Raw genomic sequence first — 24,753 nt, forward strand, 5'->3', positions numbered from 1 at the left:
ATGGCCTAGATCCGAAGAATCCGGCGCACAGCCTCGTCCCAGCCATGGGCATGGGGGGCTGCCGCCAGCTGGAAACGTCCGGCAGCGATCCCGGAATTCAACTCGGGATGGGGGCCATCGGGCCCGGGCACAACAACAGCAATGTCGGCCACCTCGAGCAACGGCAGATCGTTGGGTGAATCCCCCAAAGCCAAGACCTGCACCTGCTCAGCACCCAGATGTCGCTTCAGGGTGGCCAAAGCCTTGCCTTTGCTGATGTCTGGGCCCAGCAGGTGACCCATGCGGTTGCCCTGCACCACCGTCAGGCCCATCCGCTGCACCAGGGCCTCAAGCCGGTGACGCCCCTCCGCCGAGGGCGGCACAAAAGGCACGCTGCAACAGCGCCGCTGGGCCTGGCGTAAAGCTTCACCGCCAAGCCCCAACAACCGCTGCCCATCCTCTTCACTGAGTTCATCCAATGGACGCAGGGGCTCACCCAACTCGGCCTCAAGACGCTGCAACTGAGGTTTCAGCGCCGTCCAATCCGGGCCCAACGGCAGCTCCCAAGGCTCCCCTGCCGGGGTTTCCCCGTGCACGGCGCCACCGTTTTCAACGATGTATGGGTCATGAAGCCCCGCCTCGGCGCGAAAGCCGCGCACTTCCTCGGCCGTTTTGCTGGTGCAGGGAATCACTGGAATCCGGTGCTGTTGCAGCTGACGGATCAGATCCTTGGCCGGCGACCAGTCGTAGCTGTGATCCAGCAACGTGCCGTCGAGATCGGTCACCACCCACCACGCCTGCTCGCCACTCGCGGTCATGGCTGAACCAACCAATGCACCGCATAAGGCTCTAGCGAATGCGACTGATGTGGTTCGAACACATGACCGCTCAGGCAATCGGCCCAGGGCTGGTTCAGATCACCACCCAGGCCCCTGAGGCGAAAGCTGAGGCGCGCTGACGTGACGTTGTGAACAGCCACCAGCGTTTCCCCCCCACGGGAGCGCCGCAGAATGACGCAATCACTACGGTCCGTGCTCAGCACCGTCATCGGGGCATCCGGGTGCAAGGCCGGGTGAACAGCCCGTTCAGCCAGAGCCCGCCGCAACACCGGCAGCAGCGCGAAGACATCTGAATCGGGATCCGCCAGGCGACGCTCCAGCGCCTGGGCCGTGAATTGGGGCCGATTCAGATCCCGGCGATGGCCCGTGCGGCGAAAGCGAGTCAAATCATTGGGAGCCGCCAGCAACGCCGGCAGATAGAAGGCAGGGACACCTGGCAAGGCCAGGATCAACAGCTGGGTGAGCAGAAAGCGCTCCCTTTGGAGATGCGTGGGATCAATCCCCCCATCCGCCATGGCACTCCACCAGCTGATGTTGATCTCGTAAGGGACCTCCTCACCGGAACTGAGCATCCTGTGGCTGACCAGTCCACCCCGTTGCTCGCAGCCGATCAACAGCTGCAGCAAGCGCTTCTGGGGCATCAGACCCTCCAGGGGTCTTAAACCGACCCCGTCATGACAGGCGGTGAAATTGAGCAGCCCTGTCTGCGGCGGCAAGTCTGGCCAACGACTCAGCCAGGCATTGAGTAAGTCAGCCCGACCACTGACACTGGCCTCCAGCAGCAAGGGCGGCAGGGGAAAGTTGTAAGCGAGATGCGCTTCATCACCACTCCTCAGATAGGAGAGATTTTCCTGCTCCGGCACGTTGGTTTCCGTAACCACAACGCCATCGGGACCCACCTGATCGAGCAGCAGACGCAGCACCCGAACCAGTTGATGGGCCTGCGGCAGATGAATGCATGAAGTGTGGGGTTCCTTCCAGACAAAACCCACGGCATCCAGACGGATCCAACGCACCCCATGCCGGGCCATCCGCTGCATGAGACGGGCAAAGCCCAGCAGCACCTCCACACTGCGCCAGTTGAGATCCACCTGATCTGGACCAAAGGTGGTCCAGACTTGTCGCGACCCCTTGGCCCCCCTCAATTGCGTGAACAGATTTGAGCTGCGCGGACGAACCACATCCGCCCAGCAGGGATCGGGGGCTGCTTCCAGGACACAGGAGCGGCCGGGCTGCTCATCGCGCATGAACTGCTGCACCCAGGGGTGAGAGGCCGACACGTGATTAAGAACGAGATCGGCCATCAGCCGTCGGCCCTGGGAGAGGGCAGCAAGGTCGCTCCAATCGCCGAAACGCTGCTCGAGTTTCGTGTGGCTGGCCACCGCAAAACCGCCGTCACTGGTGGATTCCAAGAACGGCAGCACATGAATCACCGCTGCGAAGGGCTGCAGATGGCGATTCACAAACGACTTCAGCGCTTGAAGACCAGGCCCACCCTCATCGCCAATGGTGTCGGCGTAGGTGATCAAGACCACATCGCGGCCATCCCAGCGCTCCGTGGGTTCTGCCTTATCGCCATCTCCTGACGATTCGCTCAAGATCTGCAGCAATTGCGACGACAACTCCTGGCCATCCCCGGAAGAATCAACGGGGTACAGATCGCCAAGCAGGGTCCGCAGCGTCTCGTCGCGCGGGGGCTGCATCACGTTCTTCCTCAACACCGTTCAGGTATGGGGCAGGACTCTGACCTCTGTTGTTGCATCGAACACCACATGGATTTTCAACAGGGCCTGATCAGCACCGTCCACGATTACAGCTTGGGCAATCTTGATGCGGTTGCCTTCAACCAGGAATTAAGTCAGCGACCCACCACCCTGCTGATCCCCTGCCTGATGGAGGAATTCAGCCGCCCGGCCCTCGGCCTGATTCGCGACACACTCTCAGGTCTGAAGGGACTCAACGAGCTGGTGGTGGCGCTGGCAGCCAAAAGCGCCGAAGACGTCAAAGCGGCAGAAAAATTCTTTGAAGGGATGCCCTTCCCTGTTCGAGTGCACTGGACCAACGGACCCGCCGTCCGTGAGTTACTCGAGTCCGTCGGCGAACTGGGGCTCGACGTGACCGGACCACCGGGCAAAGGCTGGGCCGTTTGGCAGGGGCTCGGGGTGGCTTGCCAGAATGCTGAGGTGGTTGGCCTGTTCGATGCCGACATCAGAACCTTTGGATCGGCGTATCCAGAGCGCATGCTCCGTCCCCTTCTGGATCGATCCCACGGCATTGCCTACGTCAAGGCGTTCTACAGCCGTCTATCTCTCGAAACCCAAGCGCTTCAGGGCCGAGCCACCCGACTGTTTGTTGGCCCACTGCTGGCCAGCCTGGAGCAGGTTTTCGGGCCTCTGCCGTACCTGGAGTACCTGCAGTCATTCCGGTATCCCCTGGCTGGTGAATTCGCCTTCACCGCCGATCTGGCCATGAATCTGCGCATTCCATCGGACTGGGGACTGGAGGTGGGACTGCTGTCTGAGGTGTATCGGCATGTGGCCTCCAGCCGAATCGCTCAAGTGGATCTGGGGCTGTTCGACCACAAACACAAGGAGCTGGGTCAGCAACCCAGCGAAGGCCTGCAGCGCATGGCAGGCGAGATTTTCGGCACGGTCTTGCGCGGCCTGATGGAACACGAAGGCTGTGTGATGTCGATGGATCAACTGCCAACCCTGGAAGTGCTGTACCGGCGGGTTGGTGAGGATCGCGTACGGCAGTTCGGCCTTGATTCAGCGATCAATCGATTGCCTTATGACCGCCATGGCGAAGAACTGGCGGTTCAAAATTTCGCCGGCCTGCTGCGCCCCGGCCTGGCCAAGCTGATGCAGGCACCGATTGCCCATCAACTTCCCAGCTGGTCGCGACTGCGGAGCTGCAATTCAGCCCTTCAAGCTGACCTGGCCGCAGCAGGACAGGCAGATCGCACATCCCCGAAACGGCCGAATCACAACCCGCAACTCATCACCTCTGAACTCGCTGCTTGAAGTCAGCTCTCAGCCCAGCTGCTCCCGCTGCCGCGTGATCCAAACCGTTGCAGCGCGCTGAGAATGCCAGTCCTGAAGCAATTGCTTGGCCAACACCTGCAGCTGCTGTGGATCGATTGTTGATTCGATCGCTCGATTCATCCGCTCAACACCAAAGTGTTGAGAGACACTCAAATTGACTAATTTCTCCATCCGGCAATCTCCAATTTCAACAAATCAATCATGCAAACAGCCGCAAAAGAGATTTGTTTCAGTTGAAACGAAAGTGCAGCCATTTGTAATGACCAAAACCCGGAGCGGCGCCCGCCCCACCAAGGCCTGACCCAGATCGTGATGATCGATACAAAAGCGACCGATTCTGTATCAACTCATCTGTGCCAAATCTAAAGGCGTGCTGATTCGGTGACCAATCAAACACCCCTCTTGCCTTCAGACAACGATATTGACATGATTCCAGATGGTCAAGATGATTGAGTGTGTTTACAAAAACGACACCAGTCGGATGGTGATCGTGAAATGTATTGGTGCAGACCACTTCTACCGAGAGAAGGTGGTGATGCCCACAGAAGTTTTTTGGTTCGAAGCGCCCGAGGATGCGCGCCTTGAAATCTGGAAAATGTCGATGACAGGGCAGATGCTGCATGTGCGTGCTGACGTGAGCGATTACGCCATGAACGATGAGCTTGCAACAAAATCCCTCTGGGCCAGCTGATCGATTGCGCGAAGCAATCCATCACTCGTTAGGCAACGCCCCGATACATGCGGGACGACTTCCCCCTTGTGCAATCCAACTTCAGAAGATCAGCGGTGGCACGGGACCGCACAACCCCATGGGGCCGCACCGGAGCACCGGCGGCTTTCACAGGGTTGATGCCCAGCAATTCGGCTGTCATGCGGGAGCGCAGGACGCCGCCCCGCTGAATCGGAGCACGGTCGAGCCGCTTGGCCTGAAGAGAACGAACAGGGACACCGCGGTAGACAAGGCGCGTATCCGCTTTTGGACCCTCCAGCTTGAGCAGGGCCGCCGTGGGAGCAGAGCGGATGACCCGCGTCTCTTGTACCGGAGTGCGATACACCAGCTGCTGGAAAGGAGCTTCAGAGTTGGTGAGCAGAGAACCCCGTTCGTAACAGACTCCGCGGAAAGTGAGAACTGACATGGCGACGACGGCAAATGACGAGCCCCCGTTCCCTGACTCGTTGTAGATGCGCCCTAGTTCAGGGTGAACGCAGTGTAGCCGTTGCTACAGACACAGTTTGACGATTCGCTCTCTTGGCATGGCGTTCACATGGCTACACATCGGCCAAAAAAAAACTTTTTTTAATGGTTAGGCCGCGATGTAGACAGAAGGGAATTTCGTTTTATCGGGCATCGCTAAGTCATGCCAAAAGAAGTCGCCACAACGCCTCGGATCCTGCTGGCCACAGCCGTGGTCTTGCTCTGCCAAGCCTGCAACGGCGCTCCCACAGAGACACGACTGCACGAAGCAGAGCCCGGCGACGCCCTAGTGATCGATGGCGAAACGACGATCACACTGACCCAAGCGTTTCGTCCGGGAACACCCAACGGACTCTTTGACGGAGGGGTTTTGGTCAGCACTCCAGGAGTGGAGGAGAGAAGCGCCGAAGTCAACGCTGTATGCAGCATGCCTGACCTGCCGAATTGGCCCGACTACGACAACATCTACGGCCGGTGGCTGGAAACAGGCGAAGCCCCTGGCGCAGAAGGCGGTAACACCGACTGGCAACTGCTGATCTACTTCGACGGCACCAATCAAAACAAAGGCGGCGAAGAGGCACCCCCTTGGGCGCAACGCCTTGCCCAGAACGCCTGCCGAAAAGGAGATTTCAGCGACAAGTGAGCATTTATAGGTATTAATCACGACCCTTTCTAGGGCATGAAGCCTGAAACCTGCAGCAAGAGATACAACAACTGGAAAACAGCGAACGCACAATGAGTGTGGTTCCCATTTTCGTTTTATGGCCAGCACCGGCAGCGTCAGCTCTTGGGAAGAATCTCTGCTCGTAGCGATGATTCAGTATCCGGTCCCAGTGATTAAAGGGCCGGAGGATATTCAGACCCAGGTTGATCAAATCTGCAAAGCAGTTGCAACAACCAAAGCCGGCTATCCAGAAGCCGACCTGATCGTGATGCCGGAGTACTCGACTCAGGGGCTCAACACATCAATCTGGACATACGATGAGATGCTCCTGACCATCGATTCACCAGAAATTGGCCGTTTCAAGCAAGCCTGCAAAGAGAACGACGTTTGGGGAGTGTTTTCATTAATGGAGGTCAATGACGACCCAAGCAAACCTCCCTTTAATACAGCAATCATCATTAATTCAGATGGCGAAATAGCACTGCACTACCGGAAACTGCAGCCCTGGGTACCCATCGAGCCTTGGTCACCAGGCAACTACGGCATGCCTGTCTGTGATGGGCCCAAAGGCTCCAAGCTCGCAGTCTGCATCTGCCATGACGGCATGTTCCCAGAACTAGCAAGAGAAGCTGCTTACAAGGGGGCGAATGTCTACATCCGCATTTCAGGTTATTCGACACAGGTCAACGACCAGTGGATTTGGACCAACCGAACCAATGCCTGGCAGAACCTGATGTACACCATCTCGGTCAACCTGGCTGGTTACGATGGTGTCTTCTACTACTTCGGCGAAGGAACAGTCTGCAACTACGACGGCAACGTCATTCAGCAAGGTCATCGGAACCCATGGGAAATAGTTACAGCTGAACTATTCCCACGGCTTGTTGACAAGGCGAGAGAAAATTGGGCACTTGAAAACAACATCTTTAATCTAGGATGTCGTGCCTACGTGGGCAAGCCAGGTGGCGAAAAAGAGAACTACCTCACCTGGGTAGAAGACCTAGCCAAAGGCGAATACAAACTCCCTTGGGACAGCAGCATTCGGGTCCGCGACGGGTGGAAGTACTACCCCGAAGGCGTGAAGCTGGGACCAATGCCGAAAAACGGAACAACAAGCGAAAAGCCTGTTGAAGCAGTGACGGTTTAATGAAGTTTGCCCGAGGTTGGCATTGAGCTAACCTCGGCGTTTATCAAAACGACAAAGAAGTTTTAGTCGCGGCTCATACGAATATGTTTATTCCCAAAAAGTCTTAAATCAAATAAGTATCAACTTCAACATCTCTGCATTTTTGTCCTGATTTGAATGTTGTTAGTTGATGCAATTTATGGCTGAGACCCTGTTCAAGGTGGATCTCACCAAGCCCATGGACCAGCAGGAGATGCCTGGTCACAACAGGTGGGACCCTGACATTCCTGCTGTTGCCTCAGTCAATCCAGACGACGTCTTCCGGATCGAGTGCAAGGACTGGACCGATGGACAGATCAAGGACAACGACGATCCGCAAGATATTGCTGACGTCAATCTGGAGGTGGTTCACGTTCTGAGCGGTCCTATCTGGGTGAACGGTGCCCAGCCAGGCGACATCCTCGTCGTGGACATACTCGAGGTGGGAGCACTCAAGGGTGATGAATGGGGTTTCACTGGAATTTTCGCCAAAGAGAATGGCGGTGGTTTCCTCACCGATCATTTCCCCAAGGCAGCTAAAGCCATCTGGGATCTGGAAGGTGTGTACACCGAATCACGCCACATCCCCGGTGTGCGGTTTGCGGGAATCACGCACCCAGGTTTGATCGGCTGCGCCCACTCCATAGAACTGCTCAACGAGTGGAACCGCAGGGAAACAGAACTGGTCAACACCGCACCGGATCGCCGGACCTACGCCGCTGGCCTTTCCGGCAGTGATCCAGTGCTGGCTGCTCTACCCAACCCCCAATAGTGCCATTCTTGGCAATGTTGCAGCGGGTGATTCGACCGCATCGCCAATGAGGCCGCCCGCACCGTTCCGTCCCGGGAACATGGCGGCAACTGCGACATCAAGAACCTCACCAAAGGCACACGGATCTACTTTCCTGTGTATGTGGAAGGGGCAAAACTCTCCATGGGAGACATCCACTTCTCCCAGGGTGATGGAGAAATCTCCTTCTGTGGTGCCATCGAGATGTCGGGCTATCTCGATCTGCATGTCGATTTGATCAAAGGAGGCATGGCCAAGTACGGGATGGTCAATCCCTTGTTCAAGACCAGCCCTGTGGAACCCCACTACAGCGACTACCTCGTCTTCGAGGGAATTTCTGTGGATGAATTCCAAGGCAAGCAGTACTACATGGATGTGCACATTGCATACCGTTGAGCCTGCTTGAATGCGATTGAGTACCTCAAGAAATTCGGCTACACCGGCGAACAGGCCTATCTCCTCTTGAGTTGTGCACCTGTGGAAGGAAGGATCAGCGGCATTGTCGAAATCCCCAATGCTTGTTGCACATTGGCGTTGCCGACGTCCATCTTTGACAAGGACATTCTTCCTTGCTGAGGGACAACCCTCCCAGCTCAACAGCAAAGGAGTTAATCCAACGATTGACTCCTTCTTTTTGATTCACTTGAGACAATGCCCGTTTACGAATTCTCCTGTTCCACCAACGAATGCCCGACCTATGAAGTGTGGAGATCGATCTCAGATCGTGACACCAGCACGGAATGTCCAGAGTGCGGAAGTCAGGGACGGCGGCTGTTCAATCCACCAATGATGATCACAGGTGGCTTGCGATTGAAGACTGAGCGGAAAGAACCTCAACTCGTCACCAAAAAAGTACGAGAAGCTTCCACCAAACCACGGCTTCAAGAAAGCACCGCACGACCTTGGATGCTAAATCGCGGTTGCTGAACAATTGAAATCAAATCATACATAGCTTCCCGCAACCAATGTTGCGGAGGTTTTTTGGTCAAAAATCAAACAGTCAGAAACTCCTGAATGACAGACTCGGACAAAGAGGACGTAGGGCCACTTGAGACAATTCCACCACGCTGCATGGCGTAGTAGAAGTTAGATTGACGCACAAAATGGAGGTGCTGTTCCACCAACAAAACGCTGATCCCTGTCTCCTTGATGATGCGTTGAACAGCCCTCTCAATATCCAGGATGATTGATGGCTGAATCCCCTCTGTAGGCTCATCAAGCAAAAGCAGCTTGGGCTTGCCAAGCAACGCACGAGCAATGGCGAGCTGCTGCTGTTGACCACCACTAAGATCACCACCACGACGATTCAGAAACTCTTCAAGAATAGGGAAGAGTTCGTAGATGAAAGGATCTATATGGCGATTTTTGCCCATTCCACCAGGTAATGCTTCCATACCAAGCATCAAATTCTCACGAACTGTCAGACGCGGAATAATATCCCTACCTTGGGAAACATAGCCAATGCCATTACGTGCTCGGCGATATGGAGGTTGTTTAAGTAGCTGGGTTGACTCGTATTCAATAGACCCGCTTTTCTGTTGAAGCAGACCAATCAATGTTTTCAGGAACGTGGTTTTACCCACACCATTTCGACCGATCAGGCAGACCATTTCTCCCTGGGGAATTTGCAGATCGACATCCCTGAGAATGTGACCTTCGCCATAGTAAACATTGACACCTGAAGCCTTAAGAATTAAGTCAGTAGAAGTTGGGTGCATGGTGGATGATTCAGGAATTTCAGTCGGCATAAAATTCAATGAAAATAATATTTAGTCATCATCAGATTCACCAAGATACACTTCAATAACACGGGGATCTGCCTTTACCTCCTCCAGCATCCCTTCCGTCAGTTTCTGTCCTTGATGAAGCACAGTAACAGGAGCACCAAGATCACGGATAAACTCCATGTCGTGTTCAATCACAACAACAGTGTGCTCGCCTGCAAGGGATTTGATTAGATCTGCAGTTTTGGACGTTTCTTCATCCGTCAGACCAGCGACGGGTTCATCCAAAAGAATAATATCGGGAGACTGGGCAACTAACATGGAAATAGCAAGCCACTGCTTCTGACCGTGGGACAACGAACCCGCCTGCCACTTGGCATAAGGAGCAAGACCGACATACTCCATGATCTTAAAGACTTCGTCTTTGACTACATCACTCAAAGTTTCAGTGAGGAGCGCGAAGGGATTCTTGTTAGGCGATGCCGTAAGCTCAAGATTACGCTGAACAGTCAAATTCTCCCAAACACGAGGAGTCTGGAACTTACGTCCGACGCCAAGGCGAGAAATCTTTTGCTCAGAGAGGCCGACGATGCTTTTGCCTCGGAGTGTCACATCCCCTTTTGTTGGACGGACTTTGCCAGTAATCACATCCAGGAAAGTTGTTTTACCGGCTCCATTTGGGCCGATAATCGAGCGAAGCTCGCCGGGGCGTAGCGAAAAGGAAAGATCTGTGAGGGCATAGAAGCCATCAAAACTGACGCTGACGTCGTCTAGATCAAGAATGGTTTGTGACATAAGAAGACCTTCAGAGGAAGATTAGAGAGATTTAGACTGATGCAGACTCACTTTGAACTGACTCATCAAGGTCTAGCTTGGGATAAGTAGCAGTCTTCTTGGCTAGACCGAAGGCGGCAAGCATGGCTCGGAATCCACCTTTGGTGAACCAGCCGTAGATGCCATCAGGCATTAAAACAACAACGAACACAAAGAGTGCCCCCTGAACAAATAGCCACGCTTCTGGAAGTGCTTCACTGACTAAACTCCTGAGGTAATTGACAATTACAGCGCCAAGAATTGGGCCTACGAGTGTACCTCTACCTCCAACAGCAACCCAAATAACCATTTCAATGGACATTGAAATAGACATGAATTGCGGAGAAACAATACCGGATTGAACCGTGTAAAGAGCGCCTGAAACACCTGCAAGACCGCCTGCCACAACAAAAACAATCACCTTAAATGGAGTTGGATTAAATCCTGAAAAGCGAAGACGTGGTTCATCATCACGAATTCCAATAAGCGCATCACCAAAGCGACCAGAAGTAAGGTATTTGCAAAGCAAAAATGCGAAGGGGAGAAGTATTAGCGTGATGCGGTAAAACAGTAATTGAGCATCGTCTGAACCAGCTTGCAGACCAAAAATTTCAGTGGTGCTGGTTTTAAGACCATTGGTTCCATTGACAAGTTTCTGCTGTCCATTAAAGAAGTGGTAAAAAACCATCAACGAAGCCTGGGTGATGATTGAGAAGTACACACCCTTGATTCTGTTTCTAAAAATGAGGTAGCCAACGAGTCCTGCCACAATCGACGGGACAATAAAAATTGCAGCTATCGAAACAGGGAATGACCAGAAAGGTTCCCAAAAGAATGGCAACTGATCGACACCATAGTTTTCAAAGAATTTCGGCAATCCGTTGGCCCCAGTTGTAAAGTCATTTTTGGTGACCAGCAACAGGTGCATCGCGATGGCGTAACCACCGAGGGAGAAGAAAATCCCTTGACCCAGACTGAGCAAACCTGTATAGCCCCAAATGAGGTCAATACCAAGGGCAACAAAAGCGAGGGAAAAGTAGCGACCAAACAAATTTAATCGAAACTGTGAAAAACCAAATAGGTCTTTATCTGCCATAGCTGGCAATATGAAAAAGGCAAAAGCCAGGAGGATCCAGGGGATTAGGCGCTTAAAAAGTTTCATTGAAAAGAAAATGCAAAGTCATTAAGCATCAACTGATCGTCCCTTTTGAGGGAACATACCGGTTGGTTTGAACTGAAGGAAGGCAATAATAAAGATAAAGACGAGGACCAAGGACATACTTGTTGTTGCAAAGAACTCGGTTACCGCCTGCAAACCTGAGGGCATATCTGGGAATGCAATTAAAAGAGAACCCGATCCAATGATGGACTGAATAATCCCCAACATCATGGATGCAATCACGGTTCCAACCAGGTTACCAACGCCACCAAGAACAATCACCATGAAGCATGAGACGATGTAAGACGCCCCGAGGTTTGGACCTACAGAGCCCAGCAGGGTGATGGCACAACCAGCTACACCAGCAAGACCCGATCCAATACCGAATGTAATGCTGTCAACGCTGTCGGTCGGAATACCAAGGCAGTTACTCATTTCACGGTTTTGTGTCACTGAGCGTATGCGAACGCCCCAGACACTTTTGGTCAGGAACCAGGCAACAGCTGCCAGCAAAAGTGCCGACAAGACAATAATGAAAATCCTGATGCCAGGCAGCTCTATTCCAGCAACCGAACCCCAGCTTCCCTGTAACCATTTGGGTGCCGTAACATCTATATTTCTAGGCCCGAACCAAGGATTGGAGAAAAAACGCCCAAACGAAACGAAAATATTGATCGAAAAAATCCCCAGCACGCCTGCCAAAGCCCAAAAAGCTCCACCGAGATAATTTGAAAACGATGCTTGTTTCAAAGACATAGGCAAAAAGCGTTGGGCTAACCAGCCCAGCAGTGCCGTAACACCGATTCCCAGCACCATGGCCAGTGAAACACTGCGAACGAACTGAATCAGGACCAGGCTGACACCCCACGTAGCCAAAAGGGTTTCGAGGGGGCGCCCATACAACCTACGGATCAATGTGCGCTCCAATAAAACACCAACTAAGGCTGTTACCACGAAGGAAGCAACAAGTGCCACGATGTAATACAGCTCAAAAGCAGTTCCCCCAAGAGGGCGGAATATGTTTTGAACCACAAACGTAACGTAGGCGCCCAACATCATAAATTCACCATGGGCGAGGTTAATCACACCCATCAATCCAAAGACGATGGCCAAGCCAGTCGCCGCAAGCAAAAGCACAGAACCGATGCTTAAGCCGTCAAGAATCTGTGAAAAAACTAGCTCCATGGTTTCATCGGATAATAAAAAAGTGGATCAAACAAAGTTTGATCCACCCTGGACTAAATTTCTGAATCAAGAATCACATCTTGAACTTACCAGCGTCAGGACGATCCAGAGTCCAGTCGCAGGCGAATCCCTTGGTCTCAGGAACGTACTGGTTCCAAGTGATCGGAGCAACGGGATCTATGCTATCCCAAAGGATTTCAAACTGACCGTCAGCCTTGGCTTCACCGATGCGAACGGTTTGAGAGATATGGTGGTTGGGGTACATCTCGATCGGACCCTGAGGAGCATCCAACTTGATGCCAATCAGAGTGTCTCTGACAGCATCGAGATCCTCGTAGGTGCCAGCTTTTTCAACAGCAGCCTTCCAGAGGTAGACCATGTTGTAAGCCGATTCCATCGGGTCATTGGTCACCCGATCGTCGCCGTACATGTCAATGAAGGCCTCATTGAAAGTGTTGGACGCTTCAGTTCCGAGGGACATGAAGTAATTCCATGCCGCGTAGGTGCCACCGACGTAGTCAGGACCGATCTGGCGAATCTCTTCTTCCGCAATGGAGAAGGACATGATCGGATACTTGTCAGGAGTGATGCCAGCTGCCTTGAACTGCTTGAACAGAGCAACGTTGGAGTCTCCGTTCAGAGTGTTGATGATGATTCCACCATCGGGAAATTCCTTCTTGATCTTGGCGATGATCGGAGCAACCTCAGTGTTACCCAGGGGAATGTAGTCCTCACCAACAGTTACACCACCCAGGCTCTTGACCTGTTCTTTGATGATGGTGTTTGCCGTACGGGGGTAAACGTAGTCAGAACCCACGAGGTAGACCTTCTTGCCGTACTTTTCGGCGAATTTTTCGAACAACCAGTCAACAGCGGGCTCTGCCTGCTGGTTGGGCACAGCGCCGGTGTAGAAGATGTTCTTGGAACACTCCTGACCTTCGTACTGAATCGGGTAGAAGAGGAAGTGATCCTTGGCTTCATAGACGGGCAGCATGGCCTTACGGCTAGCTGAGGTCCAGCCACCGAACACCACAGCAACCTTGTCGGCGTCGATCAGCTTCTGAGACTTCTCAGCGAAAGTGGGCCAATCAGAAGCCCCGTCTTCAGAAACGTAGGTGATCTTGTAGGACTTGTCGTCGATCTTGACGCCACCCGCATCATTGATCTCCTTGATCGCCATCTCCTCAACCTCTTTGAGGGTGGTTTCAGAGATCGCCATGGTTCCACTCAGGGAGTGGAGAATGCCCACCTTGATTTCGCCGTCGAAATCGCCGCCGGCAGAGTCACCGCCGCCACCGCAAGCAGTCATGGTGACGCCAACAGCCGTTGCAGCGAAGCCAGCAAGGACTCGCTTTGAAAGTGAACTAGTCATTTCCCGAAAGACAAGCGAAGAGATAAGAACCGCCGAGGGGCGTTTTTAAAAGGTATGGAGGGCGAGAACTGCAGAAATGTATTCAATCGCACCTTTTGTTGATTCCAAGTTTTTTGACTACGAATTTGGTAGTTGTTGCGACAAGAACGCCAACACCTGCTCCAGCCCTTCACCGCTGTGAAGGTTGGTGAAACACCACGGTCGGTCGCCACGCATCCGCCGGGTGTCCTGTTCCATCAGCGCAAGGTCAGCACCGACCTGTGGAGCAAGATCAATCTTGTTGATCACCAGCAGATCAGAGCGGGTGATGCCAGGCCCTCCCTTGCGGGGGATCTTGTCGCCAGCCGCCACATCAATCACGTAGATGCAGAGATCCACCAGTTCCGGGCTGAAGCTCGCCGCCAGGTTGTCGCCACCGCTTTCAACCAAAACAAGATCAAGTTCAGGGAATTGCGCCTCCAGCTCCGCCACGGCGGCTCTGTTGATCGAGCAGTCTTCGCGGATCGCCGTGTGAGGGCAACCACCGGTCTCTACGCCACGAATCCGCTCTGGATCCAGGGCACCAGCACGGGTGAGAAACTGGGCATCCTCCTGGGTGTAGATGTCGTTGGTAACTACCGCAAGCTGGAGGTCGTCGCGCAAGCGGCGACAGAGCGCCTCCACCAATGCGGTTTTGCCGGATCCCACAGGACCCGCCACCCCAAGGCGCAGTTTGCTGCTCATCAGCTTCGAAACAGACGTGAATACAGCTCAGCATGGGCAAGCTGAGCCATGCCCGCACTCACACCACTGCTCCAGAGCTGCTGCGGATCGGCCACCTGAAGCAGCTGCGCTTGGGAAGCAATCAGCGGCAGCAGCCGCTGTTGCAGCACCTGCGCGCGGGAGGGACCCAACGGCAGCAGCCGCACCGAGGCACTGAGCTGATTGGCAACCCAGCCGTAGAGGTAGCCCTCCAGCATTTCTCCCGACGGAACCGACAAGCCAAGAGCAGCCCAGGCCCAGGCCGCTGGCCAGCTCAAGGCCACAGGTTCAGGAAGGTCCTGACCCATGTCCGACATCAACTGCAGCAACGACATCCCCATCTGACGCTGCTGGGCTCGCAGCTCCGCAGCCTCGCGGGTGGCCAACAGCCAACCATCCAGATCGATCAGACGCGCCTTGGCCGCCGCATCGGCCTGAGTGGTCCACCCCACCAAAGCCTCCGCCAGAGGCCTTAACGCAGCAGCTTCCAACCGCACCGCGCCCCGTTGCAGTTCAGCCTCCAACCAAGCCTGGATGGCCTGCTCATTGGCGATGGAACCCGCTTGAATCAACACCTCCAGGCCCTCTGAATAACTGAAGGCACCCACGGGCAGGGCCGGGCTGACCAGTTGCAGCAACGCAAGGGACGTCATCCGTGCTGATGACCTCCGTAGGCACCCCCTTCAGGGGCAAATGGCTGCTGACAGCGGCTGACCGTCAATCCACGGCTTTCCAGCATCGTGGCGAGAACGGAATCCTCCGGCAGCAACAGCTCATGTTCATGCAGCTCCAGAGCGACATGGCGATTGCCCAGGTGATACGCCGCCTGCAACAGTTCAAGAGGATGCGAACCCTGCACCCGCATCAATGCTTGCGGAGCTGCAGTCACTTCCACAACAGTCGAACCGGACTGATCCCCCAGCAGATCACCAGGCTGCAGCGATCCCACACGGGGCAACTGCAACAGCACCGGACGACCGCAGGACGTGGTGCGACGGCCCCGCAGCACCGTCCGCTCTTCGGCCGTTAACGGCAACTGCAGGGTTGCCGTGGCACTGCTGTTCTGCAGGCGCTGCTCCAGCACGACCACCGCATCCATCAACAGCACCTCCTCTCCAGTTCCACAACGAAAGCGTGCCGATCAATCAGAAGCACTTTGGTGTGGATTACTACAGAGTCGAAGCCTGTGGCGGCGGAGCGTGAGGCCATGCAACGTCTTGATCCTTGGCACGGCCGCTGCGACCTGCAGTTTCATGCCACCAACGGCAGCACCAAACACCAGGGGGGCTGCACGGCTCCGTTCAAGCTGCTTCGCAGTGAACGCGGTGAAGACGGACGTTGCGAGCTGCCGGTGCTGCACACCGCCGGAGGCCTGGTGGGCGGCGATCAACTCAGCCTGGACTTCAAGCTTGAGGCCAACAGCCGCGGCCTGATCACCAGCGTGGCGGCGCAGAAGGTTTACGGGTCGATCGGCCGCAGCCGCCTACAACCCGAGGGCTGCTTTGCCCATCAACAGGTGCGCTGCTCACTGGCCAGCGGCAGTGACCTCGAATGGCTGCCGCAGGAACTGGTGCTGTACGCCGATGCCCTGTTCGAGCAGCAGCTGACGGTGACCCTGCCCCAAGACGCCTCCTTTCTTAGTGCAGAGATCGTGCGCTTGGGCCGCACCGCCGCCGGCGAAACCCTGCAACAGGGACGGTGGCGCTCGAGCCTCACCATTCAGCGCCTTGCAGGCGAGAGCTCAACCTGGGAGCTGGCGGATCGGGTGGAGCTCGGCGGCGCCAGCCTGGAAAGCCCGCATGGGTTGGGAGGCGCACCGGTGTTCGGAACACTGGTTTGGGCCGCACCGATGGCCATGGGTGCCGAAACAACAGCATCAGTGCTGGAGGGAGCGCGGGCCGACCGCGAAGGCCTGACGGGCACAATGCGCTGCGGCGCCCTGAATCAGGGCCTGATCGCCCGCTATTCCGGCGAGTCGAGCCGTGATGCCCGCTTCTGGTTCAGCCGGATCTGGGAGCGAACGCGAACGATCCGGGGGCTGACACGGCCTCGCATCCCCAGGGTCTGGCCCCTGCAGGAACAGCCTCTGCGCCGACAAACGTCCACTGTGAACGCTTTCGAGGCTGCAGCGGAGACACACTGAAGAAGACCGAGCTTCGCCATGCATCTCAGTCCCCAGGAAAAGGACAAGCTCCTGATCGTGACCGCGGCACTGCTTGCGGAGCGGCGCTTGAACCGTGGCCTCAAGCTCAACCACCCCGAAGCGGTGGCTTGGCTCAGCTTTCTGGTGCTGGAAGGCGCCCGTGACGGCAAGAGCGTGGCGGAGCTGATGCAGGAAGGCACCACCTGGCTGCGTCAAGACCAAGTGATGGAGGGCGTGCCCGAGCTCGTCCATGAGGTGCAGATGGAGGCCGTCTTCCCCGATGGCACCAAGCTCGTCACCCTGCACGACCCGATTCGCTGAGGCAGAACCCATGGCACCTCTCATTCCAGGCGAACTGCTTACCGAACCGGGTGAACTAGAGCTAAATGCAGGCCGACCCGTCACCACGCTGAGCGTCTCCAACAGCGGAGATAGGCCCGTGCAGGTGGGCTCCCATTTCCATTTCGCCGAAGCCAATGCCGCCCTGCAGTTCGACCGGGCCGCAGCCCGCGGTCAACGGCTCGACATCCCCGCCGGCACCGCCATCCGCTTCGAACCGGGCGACAGCCGCGACGTGAACCTGATTCCCTTCGCCGGTGCGCGATGCGTCATCGGCTTCAACGGCCAGATCAACGGACCCCTCGACGCCTGACCCATGCCCTACCGCATCTCCCGCCAGGCCTACGCCGAGACCTACGGACCCACCACCGGCGACCGGATTCGCCTGGCCGACACCGATCTGATCCTGGAAGTCGAGAAGGACTACACCGTCTACGGCGATGAGGTGAAGTTCGGCGGCGGCAAGGTGATCCGCGACGGCATGGGGCAATCCCAGACCCCTCGAGCTGAGGGCGCCGTCGACACGGTGATCACCAATGCCCTGATCCTCGACTGGTGGGGCATCGTCAAAGCTGATGTCGGCCTCAAAGACGGCCGCATCGTGGGCATCGGCAAAGCCGGCAACCCCGACACCCAGGAAGGGGTGACGATCGTGGTGGGCCCCGGCACGGAAGCCATCGCCGGGGAGGGCCACATCCTCACGGCCGGCGGCATCGACACCCACATCCACTTCATCTGCCCCCAGCAGATCGAAACGGCCCTGGCCAGCGGCGTCACCACCCTGATGGGGGGCGGCACCGGACCGGCCACTGGCACCAATGCCACCACCTGCACCCCCGGCGCCTTCCACATCGGGCGGATGCTCCAGGCGGCTGAAGGCCTGCCGGTGAACCTGGGCTTTTTCGGCAAGGGCAACGCCAGCACCCCAGAAGCGCTTGAAGAACAGGTGCGCGCCGGCGCCTGCGGCCTGAAGCTGCATGAAGACTGGGGCACCACCCCCGCCACCATCGATGCCTGCCTGTCGGTGGCCGATCGAATGGATGTGCAGGTCTGCATCCACACCGACACCTTGAACGAAGCTGGCTTCGTGGAAGACACGATCGCCGCCATCAAAGGGCGCACCATTCACACCTTCCACACCGAAGGCGCCGGCGGTGGACACGCGCCAGACATCATCAAGATCTGCGGCGAGGCCAACGTGCTGCCGAGCAGCACCAACCCCACCCGGCCTTACACCCGCAACACCCTCGAGGAGCACCTCGACATGCTGATGGTGTGCCACCACCTAGATCCAAAGATCCCCGAGGACGTGGCCTTCGCCGAATCGCGGATCCGGCGCGAAACGATCGCCGCCGAAGACATCCTTCACGACCTCGGCTCCTTCTCAATCATCGCCAGCGACTCCCAGGCCATGGGCCGCGTGGGCGAGGTGATCACCCGCACCTTCCAGACCGCCCACAAGATGAAGGTGCAGCGCGGTGCCCTACCGGAAGACTCCGCTCGCAACGACAACCACCGGCTCAAGCGTTACATCGCAAAGGTGACGATCAACCCGGCGTTGGCCCACGGCATCAGCAGCGAAGTGGGGTCGATCGAAACCGGCAAGCTCGCCGATCTGGTGCTGTGGAAGCCGGGCTTCTTCGGCATTCGCCCGGAACTGGTAGTGAAGGGCGGTTCGATCGTCTGGGCCCAGATGGGCGATGCCAACGCCTCGATTCCCACCCCCGGCCCGGTGCACGGCCGGCCGATGTTCGGCGCCTTCGGCAAAGCCCTCGCCCCCAGTTGCCTCACCTTCGTGAGCGAAGCGGCGATGGATGCCGACATCCAACGCCAACTGGGGCTGGAGCGCACCTGCATGGCGGTGAGGGACACCCGCAGTGTGGGCAAGAGCGCCCTAAAGCTGAATTCAGCGCTGCCCAAGGTGAGCGTGGACCCGCAGACCTATGAGGTGTTCGCCGACGGTGAACTGCTCACCTGCGAGCCCGCCGAAGTGCTGCCCCTGGCCCAGCGCTACCTGTTGCTTTGAGCCCCCTGCTGGTGGTGGTTCAACACGTGGACCACGAAGACGCCGCACTGGTGGGAGAGCTGGCGCGGCAACGGGGTCTGACACTCGAGATCCTGAGGCCCGACCGGGGCGACCCTCTTCCAGACCCGAAGGCGTGTGCCAACGTCATCGCTCTTGTGCTCGGCGGACCGATGAGCGTGAACGATCGCGACCAACCGGGCATGGACTGGTTGCAGCAGGAACTGGACTGGTTGAGGGCCTGGCACCAGCAACGCCGACCGGTACTGGGCATCTGCCTAGGGGCGCAGCTCCTGGCTGTGGCTGCGGGGGGCAGCGTGCAACCCCTGCAGGTGGGAGCACCACCACAGCAGCTAAGGGAACTGGGGCTCGGCGCGATTCACTGGGTCGCAAATCCCAGTAATGAGGCCCTGCTCAAGGGGCAACCAAGCAGCACCCTTGTGCTGCATTGGCATGGCGATCGCATCCACCTGCCGGCTGATGCAACCCTGCTGGGTTCTTCACTGCACTGTGCCGAACAGGTGTTTCGACTCGGAGCCCACGCCATTGGCCTGCAATGCCACCTCGAGATCGACGGTGATGCGCTTGAGCGCTGGATCGCCAACGACCACGACTACGTGGTGAGCGCCCTCGGAGCTGAAGGGCCCGATCGCCTGAGCCGGGACTGGCGCAGGCTGGGCGCCACGCTTCAGGAACAAGGCCGAAACTTCTTTAATGCTGTGCTCGATCAACTGATTGAGATCAGCCAGGCCCACTAATTCCTACAGACAAAAATAAACAAAATCAAAAACTTTTCTGAAGAGGTATCAGCTTGAACACCACTTCGGGATTTGCAGGAGCTTCAATATTTTTGTAGCAACAGCTACCGATCGTTCACTTCGCATCACGCGAAGCGCAGTTCGCCTCAGGCCATGGAACGGGGACCTGAGCTTGCTTCGAGGACCATCCAATGACCACCCTTCTCTACCGCGGGCAGCAGTACCAGCAAAACAACGTCACTCAGGGCAAGCCTGGAGTGCAGCTGGTTTACCGCCGCAACGCGTACCAAGCCCGCCAGATCAACAACCACCGCATTCCGGTGCAGCTCGTTTACCGCGGTGTGGGCTACACGCGCTAGGCCAACTTCTCAATCCGTAGCAACTCGAACATTCCAGTTCCTAGAACTGAGGCGTAATAGACCCAGCTTCAGCTACGACGTTGGATCTCATCGCTTCTCGCCTCGACCAAGGCCTCGTGCAGGTGAATCCCTCCAGCGTGCACGGCGTGTTCTGGCTGCAGACCCACTTTCCGTCTCAGGAATGGGATGCCCTGCTTTCTGGGCAAGCTGCCTTTGGCATGGACTGCATTGATGACCTGATCACAGACGCACTTCAGGCCGGCCTCAATGTGGAGTGGGAAGCATCCGTCCCCAGCTGAACACTCAGAAATTGATTTCCCTAAAAGCCATGCACACGGCTGTGTTGCAAGACTTTTTAATGGCGTGCGCGATGGTGAATGCTCAAGCCACCAAACGGTTGAGCATCGGCAACTCCGACAGTTCATCCCTCCACTCCTGGGCCCAAAGGGCCTGACTGCGCTCATACACCTCCATCAACTGCTCCACGGCGCGCTCGTGGAAATCAACGCGCAGATCCAACAGCGGGAAAGCCGCTTCACCGCTCACCTGCACCGCCGCTGACGTGCAAAAGGGAGAACGATGGTCACCACCAGCCGCTTCCCCAGCCTGGAGAGCCATCATCAGGCGGCGGCCCAGTTTCAAGCTGGGGTCGCCGGTGAGAAAAGCCTGCTCCATGGCTGCCAACACACCATCATCCACCAAGCAATTGCCCGCAACAGACAGATCACGGTGATGACGATGCCCTGCCCAAGGGCCGCAATCCTGCCCGGTCCAACAGGCCGTGCGACCGTCCAGATCGATCAGGTGAAACTGACGCCGGTCACGGTGCTGATCATCTGCAAGAAGGCTGGCCAGAACGCTTTCGGCATCAGAACTCTGCTCCAGGCGCTCAAGGCCACAAATCCCCAGATACGGATTGGTATGGGCCTGGGTGGCGACAGCACCAACCCCCGCGCGGATGTGGGGCACAGTGGATCCAACGGCCAAATGACAGGTGGCCACGGCCACGCCGAAACGACCGTTACTGGGATCCCGGGCCAGGATCGAAAAGGTCACGGCAGCTGACGGTCGAGCCGCAGCAACGTTTCCAGCAGCACCGCGGTGCCCGCCCAGCACTGCTCGTCACTAGTGAACTCTGCAGCGGAATGACTCAGGCCGCCCCGGCTGGGCACAAAAATCATGCCCATCGGCCAACGGCGGCCAACCTCCTGCGCATCGTGGCTGGCACGGCTGGGGAGATGGCTGTGGGACAGGCCGAGATCGGCCGCGGCCTCAACGATCGTGGCCATCACCACCGCATCAGCAGGGGTAGGATCAACGCTGAACTGGGGGTCCACCGCAATCGGGCAGCCTGTTTCTGCACCGATGCGTTCCACCTGCTGCATCAACTCCTCCACCAACTGATCGAGAACGGTCGGATCCACATCCCTGAGGTCAACGGTCAGAGAGACAGCGCCGGGGACAACGTTGGCGGCATTGGGCCAAACCTCCAGTCGACCTACCGTCGCCACTGGATCTCCGGGATGACGGGAGGCCATGGCCTCAACGGCAAGAACAAGACGCGAGGCCGCCACGAGGGCGTCCTGTCGCAACCCCATCGGTGTGGTGCCGGCGTGGTTGGCCTGGCCCTTCACATTGATGCTGAACCGACGCTGACCGACAACACCCTCCACAACACCGATGGCATCGCCGCGCTGCTCGAGGACACCGCCCTGCTCAACATGCAACTCCAGAAAAGCGGCATAGGCCTCATCTGAGCGTCGAGCTGAGGCCAGGGAGGACCAATGGCCGCCGATGCGCGCCAGGTTGTCCTGAATCGGCTGACTGTTGCTGGTGGCATAACTCTCCGGGTCATTGGAGGCCGTGCCCGACAAGCCCTTGCAACCCACCATGGTCGACTCCTCGTCGGCAAAGGCGATCAACTCGATGCCGTGCCGCAGGCGCAGGCCCTGGTCTTGAAGTGCGCGGCAGGCTTCCAGACCGGCCAACACCCCGAGGGCTCCATCAAAACGTCCACCGGTGGGAACCGTGTCGAGGTGCGACCCAGTCACCAGGGCAGGGCGGAGGGGATCGAGGCCTTCCAGGCGTCCGATCAAGTTGCCAGCCGCATCAACACGCACCTGCATGCCGAGCTGCTTCATCCAGTGGGCCAGCAAATCTCGGCCCTGCACATCCTCCGGCGAGAATCCGCGTCGACAGACGCTTCCATCGGGCTTGGCTCCAATGCTGGCCAACTGCTCAATCGTTGCGACCAAACGCTCACGGATTGGTCGCGCCGCAATCTTGGCTGGTTCGATCTGCGATTCAGAAGTGATCGGAGAAGCCGAGATGAGCGCTGGCAATGCCGTGACCTTCAGTTCAAACTAAATGTCACTTTCTCCCGAACTGGCTGATCAGCCTGTAGCTAGCGCAACGATTTAACCCTGATCAAAGAAATCAAACGGGCATCAGCACCCGCCAGCCCAGGCGGTCCGCCTCCCGGCGGGCGAGGGCTGGCACGTCTTCCGCCACAAACATGCGGTGCAGCATCTGCACGCCAAGCAGGTGATTGATCACAGCATCCATCTGCACACGCTCCGCGTCGGTGGTGGCCGGGTCCTCGTGACGCTCAAACAAGGCGAGCACGCCGGCTTTGCTCAACAAACCAGCGGAATCGATCGCCTCATCACTGAGGTAGTCGTCGGCGAGCTGCTTCATCTGCCCCCACTTCTCAGGCTCCGTGTGGGCTGGTGGGGCCATGAAGGCGAACTTCTCACGCCGGTACAACACCTCCGGCAACAGGCCCGCCATGGCTTCCCGCAGCACATATTTCTCGGTTTTCCCCTTGATCCGCAGTTCGGGCGGCACCTGCACCGCCACCGCAGCCAGATGGTGATCGAGGAAGGCGGGTCGCGCCTCCATGGAATTGGCCATGTCGACCCGATCACCGCCCCAGGTGAGGATCTGGCCCTCCAGCATGGTCTTGATCCAGACGTACTGAGCCTTGTCCAGGGCGTGGCGCCCGTCCAGTTGATCCGCATCCAGTTGCTCGGCAATCGCCTTGCCCGGCGAGTAACCCTCCAGGGCTGCGGCGTGGGACTCCGCCAGAAGCTCCGGCACCAAGGGCGCACAGGCCAACCAAGGCTGAAGGCAACTGGGGGTAAAACCAACCACCGCATCGAGATCGGGGTCATCCACCTGGTTTTCAGCCAGCATCGCCCCTTTCACCAGGGCATTGGACTGCTGCAACAGGCTTTCCCAGCTGGCGCGCTCCTCCTGCGGCAGGTCATCGAGACCGTGGAGGAACATGTCGCGGCGAAAGGCGGGATAGCCGCCGAACAGCTCATCTGAGCCTTCACCGGTCATCACAACCTTGTAATCCACATCGTTGACATGGCGGCTCATCAAGAACTTGGCCACCGCCAGGGTGTTGTAGATCGTTCGCTCCGCATGCCAGATGGTGCGTTCCATATGGCCATAGAGCTCCTGGCCCGAGAGACGCATCAGATCCTGCTCAGCGCCGGTGGCTTCGGCCATCTCCCGGGCAATCGGCGACTCGTCGTAACGGGCGTCGTCAAACCCGATCGTGAACGCCTTCACCGGCGCCTGGCTCACGGCTGACGCCAAGCCGAGGATCGAACAGCTGTCGATGCCGCCGGAGAGATAACAACCCACCGGCACGTCGGCCACCATGCGCAGCTCAACGGCCTCCAGCAATGCCGCACGAACGGCAGCGATGTAGTCGGCTTCGGTTCGCTTGGGGTCCCGCTCGTCCTTGCGCGGAAAGTCGACGTCCCAGTAGGTGGACTCGGACACCTCCAGATGCCCATTCACCCGTTGCACCTTGAGCACGTGGCCGGGCTTCACCTGGTGCACCCCGGCGAAGGCGGTGGTGCCGGGCACCATGGTCTGCATCAACTGGTGGAACAGACCCTCCGAGGTGAAACGTCGCTCCACCGCCGGATGGGCGAACAGCACCTTCAATTCGGAACCGAACACCAGACCCTCCGGCGTAATCGCCCAGTACTGCGGTTTGATGCCGAAGCGATCCCGCACCAGGTAGAGGCAGTCTTCGGAGCGATCAAACAAGGCGAAGGCGAACTCACCGCGCAACAGGGGCAGGGTCGCCTCGAGGCCCTGACGTTGGTACAGCCGCAGCAGGATCTCGGAATCGCTCTTGCTGCTGAAGCGCACCCCCTGGGCGGTGAGGTCAGCCCGGATTCGCTGGAAGTCGTAGAACTCACCGTTATGAGCCATCAACACCTCACCGTCATCGGTGAGGAAGGGCTGCCGGGCGCGTGACTCGTTCAGGTCAATGATCGAAAGCCGGGCATGGCAGAAGCCGACGCCGGCCTGATCGAGCACCTCAACGCCGAAGCCATCGGGCCCGCGATGGGCCTGAATCGCCGCCATGTTGACCAGCAGCTGGCGATCCACCGTCTGTTGACGGTCTGCGTTGAAAACACCTCCGATTCCGCACAT

At 57.4% G+C, this 24,753-nt stretch carries 27 protein-coding genes and 1 pseudogene; 13 read left to right on the forward strand and 15 right to left on the reverse strand.

What is annotated here, in order from left to right; translation table 11 throughout:
- Positions 1 to 5 precede the first annotated feature (5 nt).
- Together SYNCC9605_RS12950 and SYNCC9605_RS12955 are read right to left on the reverse strand one after the other, a co-directional pair.
- Positions 6 to 797, reverse strand: coding sequence for an HAD-IIB family hydrolase (locus SYNCC9605_RS12950; RefSeq protein ID WP_011365527.1), 792 nt, complete (start codon positions 795 to 797; stop codon positions 6 to 8).
- The gene (locus SYNCC9605_RS12955; protein WP_011365528.1) at positions 794 to 2,521 is read right to left on the reverse strand and encodes an alpha-amylase family glycosyl hydrolase; all 1,728 of its coding nucleotides are present in this window, start codon (positions 2,519 to 2,521) and stop codon (positions 794 to 796) included. The genes SYNCC9605_RS12950 and SYNCC9605_RS12955 overlap by 4 nt, the downstream gene beginning before the upstream one ends.
- A gap of 69 nt (positions 2,522 to 2,590) precedes the next feature.
- Between SYNCC9605_RS12955 and SYNCC9605_RS12960 the strand changes: the two genes are divergently transcribed.
- Positions 2,591 to 3,841 carry a glycosyl transferase gene (locus SYNCC9605_RS12960; RefSeq protein WP_041435886.1) on the forward strand — a complete coding sequence of 417 codons (1,251 nt, stop codon included), beginning with the start codon at positions 2,591 to 2,593 and terminating at the stop codon, positions 3,839 to 3,841.
- A gap of 9 nt (positions 3,842 to 3,850) precedes the next feature.
- Here the strand turns inward: SYNCC9605_RS12960 and SYNCC9605_RS12965 are convergent, their stop codons facing one another.
- Positions 3,851 to 3,982 carry a hypothetical protein gene (locus SYNCC9605_RS12965; RefSeq protein WP_257929579.1) on the reverse strand — a complete coding sequence of 44 codons (132 nt, stop codon included), beginning with the start codon at positions 3,980 to 3,982 and terminating at the stop codon, positions 3,851 to 3,853.
- 316 nt (positions 3,983 to 4,298) lie between these two features.
- Here SYNCC9605_RS12965 and SYNCC9605_RS12970 point away from each other — a divergent pair, with 316 nt between their 5' ends.
- Positions 4,299 to 4,553, forward strand: a complete 255-nt coding sequence (locus SYNCC9605_RS12970) for a DUF1830 domain-containing protein (RefSeq protein ID WP_011365530.1) — start codon at positions 4,299 to 4,301, stop codon at positions 4,551 to 4,553.
- 28 nt (positions 4,554 to 4,581) lie between these two features.
- Here SYNCC9605_RS12970 and SYNCC9605_RS12975 read toward each other — a convergent pair whose 3' ends face one another.
- Positions 4,582 to 4,998: a hypothetical protein gene (locus tag SYNCC9605_RS12975; protein ID WP_011365531.1), complete on the reverse strand. Its 417-nt coding sequence runs from the start codon at positions 4,996 to 4,998 to the stop codon at positions 4,582 to 4,584.
- A gap of 222 nt (positions 4,999 to 5,220) precedes the next feature.
- Between SYNCC9605_RS12975 and SYNCC9605_RS12980 the strand changes: the two genes are divergently transcribed.
- The 4 genes and pseudogenes from SYNCC9605_RS12980 (at position 5,221) to SYNCC9605_RS14195 (ending at position 8,603) form a co-directional block, all read left to right on the forward strand.
- Positions 5,221 to 5,700 (forward strand): hypothetical protein, encoded by a 480-nt coding sequence (locus SYNCC9605_RS12980; RefSeq protein WP_011365532.1) that lies wholly within the window; start codon positions 5,221 to 5,223, stop codon positions 5,698 to 5,700.
- 118 nt (positions 5,701 to 5,818) lie between these two features.
- Positions 5,819 to 6,868, forward strand: a complete 1,050-nt coding sequence (locus SYNCC9605_RS12985; protein ID WP_011365533.1) for a formamidase — start codon at positions 5,819 to 5,821, stop codon at positions 6,866 to 6,868.
- Positions 6,869 to 7,046: 178 nt separating this feature from the next.
- Positions 7,047 to 8,252: pseudogene (gene fmdA, locus SYNCC9605_RS12990) on the forward strand (formamidase).
- A 75-nt stretch (positions 8,253 to 8,327) separates the two neighbouring features.
- Positions 8,328 to 8,603 carry an FmdB family zinc ribbon protein gene (locus tag SYNCC9605_RS14195; protein WP_011365535.1) on the forward strand — a complete coding sequence of 92 codons (276 nt, stop codon included), beginning with the start codon at positions 8,328 to 8,330 and terminating at the stop codon, positions 8,601 to 8,603.
- Between the two features lie 65 nt (positions 8,604 to 8,668).
- On the opposite strand, the gene urtE is transcribed toward SYNCC9605_RS14195, so the two are convergent.
- The 8 genes from urtE to ureE form a co-directional block, all read right to left on the reverse strand.
- Positions 8,669 to 9,394, reverse strand: a complete 726-nt coding sequence (gene urtE / locus SYNCC9605_RS13000; RefSeq protein ID WP_041435320.1) for an urea ABC transporter ATP-binding subunit UrtE — start codon at positions 9,392 to 9,394, stop codon at positions 8,669 to 8,671.
- 51 nt (positions 9,395 to 9,445) lie between these two features.
- On the reverse strand, positions 9,446 to 10,195 hold the full coding sequence (gene urtD, locus SYNCC9605_RS13005; protein ID WP_011365537.1) for an urea ABC transporter ATP-binding protein UrtD: 750 nt from the start codon (positions 10,193 to 10,195) through the stop codon (positions 9,446 to 9,448).
- Between the two features lie 31 nt (positions 10,196 to 10,226).
- A complete protein-coding gene (gene urtC, locus SYNCC9605_RS13010; protein ID WP_011365538.1) occupies positions 10,227 to 11,375 on the reverse strand; it encodes an urea ABC transporter permease subunit UrtC in 1,149 nt (382 codons plus the stop codon).
- 21 nt (positions 11,376 to 11,396) lie between these two features.
- A complete protein-coding gene (gene urtB, locus SYNCC9605_RS13015; RefSeq protein ID WP_011365539.1) occupies positions 11,397 to 12,557 on the reverse strand; it encodes an urea ABC transporter permease subunit UrtB in 1,161 nt (386 codons plus the stop codon).
- Positions 12,558 to 12,630: 73 nt separating this feature from the next.
- Positions 12,631 to 13,929 (reverse strand): urea ABC transporter substrate-binding protein, encoded by a 1,299-nt coding sequence (urtA, locus tag SYNCC9605_RS13020; protein ID WP_011365540.1) that lies wholly within the window; start codon positions 13,927 to 13,929, stop codon positions 12,631 to 12,633.
- Positions 13,930 to 14,046: 117 nt separating this feature from the next.
- The gene (gene ureG / locus SYNCC9605_RS13025) at positions 14,047 to 14,652 is read right to left on the reverse strand and encodes an urease accessory protein UreG (protein WP_011365541.1); all 606 of its coding nucleotides are present in this window, start codon (positions 14,650 to 14,652) and stop codon (positions 14,047 to 14,049) included.
- Positions 14,652 to 15,323 carry an urease accessory protein UreF gene (locus SYNCC9605_RS13030; RefSeq protein WP_011365542.1) on the reverse strand — a complete coding sequence of 224 codons (672 nt, stop codon included), beginning with the start codon at positions 15,321 to 15,323 and terminating at the stop codon, positions 14,652 to 14,654. Before SYNCC9605_RS13030 ends, ureG begins: the two co-directional genes overlap by 1 nt.
- Positions 15,320 to 15,769: an urease accessory protein UreE gene (ureE, locus tag SYNCC9605_RS13035; RefSeq protein ID WP_011365543.1), complete on the reverse strand. Its 450-nt coding sequence runs from the start codon at positions 15,767 to 15,769 to the stop codon at positions 15,320 to 15,322. Before ureE ends, SYNCC9605_RS13030 begins: the two co-directional genes overlap by 4 nt.
- A 108-nt stretch (positions 15,770 to 15,877) precedes the next feature.
- Here ureE and SYNCC9605_RS13040 point away from each other — a divergent pair, with 108 nt between their 5' ends.
- From SYNCC9605_RS13040 to SYNCC9605_RS13065, 7 genes are all read left to right on the forward strand, one after another.
- Complete coding sequence (locus SYNCC9605_RS13040; RefSeq protein ID WP_041435898.1) at positions 15,878 to 16,813, forward strand: urease accessory protein UreD; 936 nt, start codon at positions 15,878 to 15,880, stop codon at positions 16,811 to 16,813.
- A gap of 18 nt (positions 16,814 to 16,831) precedes the next feature.
- Entirely contained in the window at positions 16,832 to 17,134 is a 303-nt protein-coding gene (locus tag SYNCC9605_RS13045) for an urease subunit gamma (protein ID WP_011365545.1), read from the forward strand.
- Between the two features lie 10 nt (positions 17,135 to 17,144).
- On the forward strand, positions 17,145 to 17,465 hold the full coding sequence (locus tag SYNCC9605_RS13050; RefSeq protein WP_011365546.1) for an urease subunit beta: 321 nt from the start codon (positions 17,145 to 17,147) through the stop codon (positions 17,463 to 17,465).
- A gap of 3 nt (positions 17,466 to 17,468) precedes the next feature.
- Entirely contained in the window at positions 17,469 to 19,178 is a 1,710-nt protein-coding gene (gene ureC / locus SYNCC9605_RS13055; protein ID WP_011365547.1) for an urease subunit alpha, read from the forward strand.
- Positions 19,175 to 19,933, forward strand: coding sequence for a type 1 glutamine amidotransferase (locus tag SYNCC9605_RS13060; RefSeq protein WP_011365548.1), 759 nt, complete (start codon positions 19,175 to 19,177; stop codon positions 19,931 to 19,933). The genes ureC and SYNCC9605_RS13060 overlap by 4 nt, the downstream gene beginning before the upstream one ends.
- 191 nt (positions 19,934 to 20,124) lie before the next feature.
- Positions 20,125 to 20,292, forward strand: coding sequence for a DUF4278 domain-containing protein (locus SYNCC9605_RS14200; protein WP_011365549.1), 168 nt, complete (start codon positions 20,125 to 20,127; stop codon positions 20,290 to 20,292).
- Positions 20,293 to 20,372: 80 nt separating this feature from the next.
- Positions 20,373 to 20,591 (forward strand): hypothetical protein, encoded by a 219-nt coding sequence (locus tag SYNCC9605_RS13065; protein WP_011365550.1) that lies wholly within the window; start codon positions 20,373 to 20,375, stop codon positions 20,589 to 20,591.
- 82 nt (positions 20,592 to 20,673) lie between these two features.
- Here the strand turns inward: SYNCC9605_RS13065 and SYNCC9605_RS13070 are convergent, their stop codons facing one another.
- The 3 genes from SYNCC9605_RS13070 to asnB all read right to left on the reverse strand — a co-directional run bounded on the left by SYNCC9605_RS13070 (position 20,674) and on the right by asnB (position 24,753).
- The gene (locus SYNCC9605_RS13070) at positions 20,674 to 21,348 is read right to left on the reverse strand and encodes a DUF1028 domain-containing protein (protein ID WP_011365551.1); all 675 of its coding nucleotides are present in this window, start codon (positions 21,346 to 21,348) and stop codon (positions 20,674 to 20,676) included.
- Complete coding sequence (locus SYNCC9605_RS13075) at positions 21,345 to 22,634, reverse strand: Zn-dependent hydrolase (RefSeq protein ID WP_011365552.1); 1,290 nt, start codon at positions 22,632 to 22,634, stop codon at positions 21,345 to 21,347. The genes SYNCC9605_RS13070 and SYNCC9605_RS13075 overlap by 4 nt, the downstream gene beginning before the upstream one ends.
- Before the next feature lie 94 nt (positions 22,635 to 22,728).
- Positions 22,729 to 24,753, reverse strand: coding sequence for an asparagine synthase (glutamine-hydrolyzing) (asnB, locus tag SYNCC9605_RS13080; RefSeq protein WP_011365553.1), 2,025 nt, complete (start codon positions 24,751 to 24,753; stop codon positions 22,729 to 22,731).

Origin of the sequence: Synechococcus sp. CC9605 (genome assembly GCF_000012625.1) — a bacterium.
In the GTDB taxonomy this organism is placed as follows: domain Bacteria; phylum Cyanobacteriota; class Cyanobacteriia; order PCC-6307; family Cyanobiaceae; genus Parasynechococcus.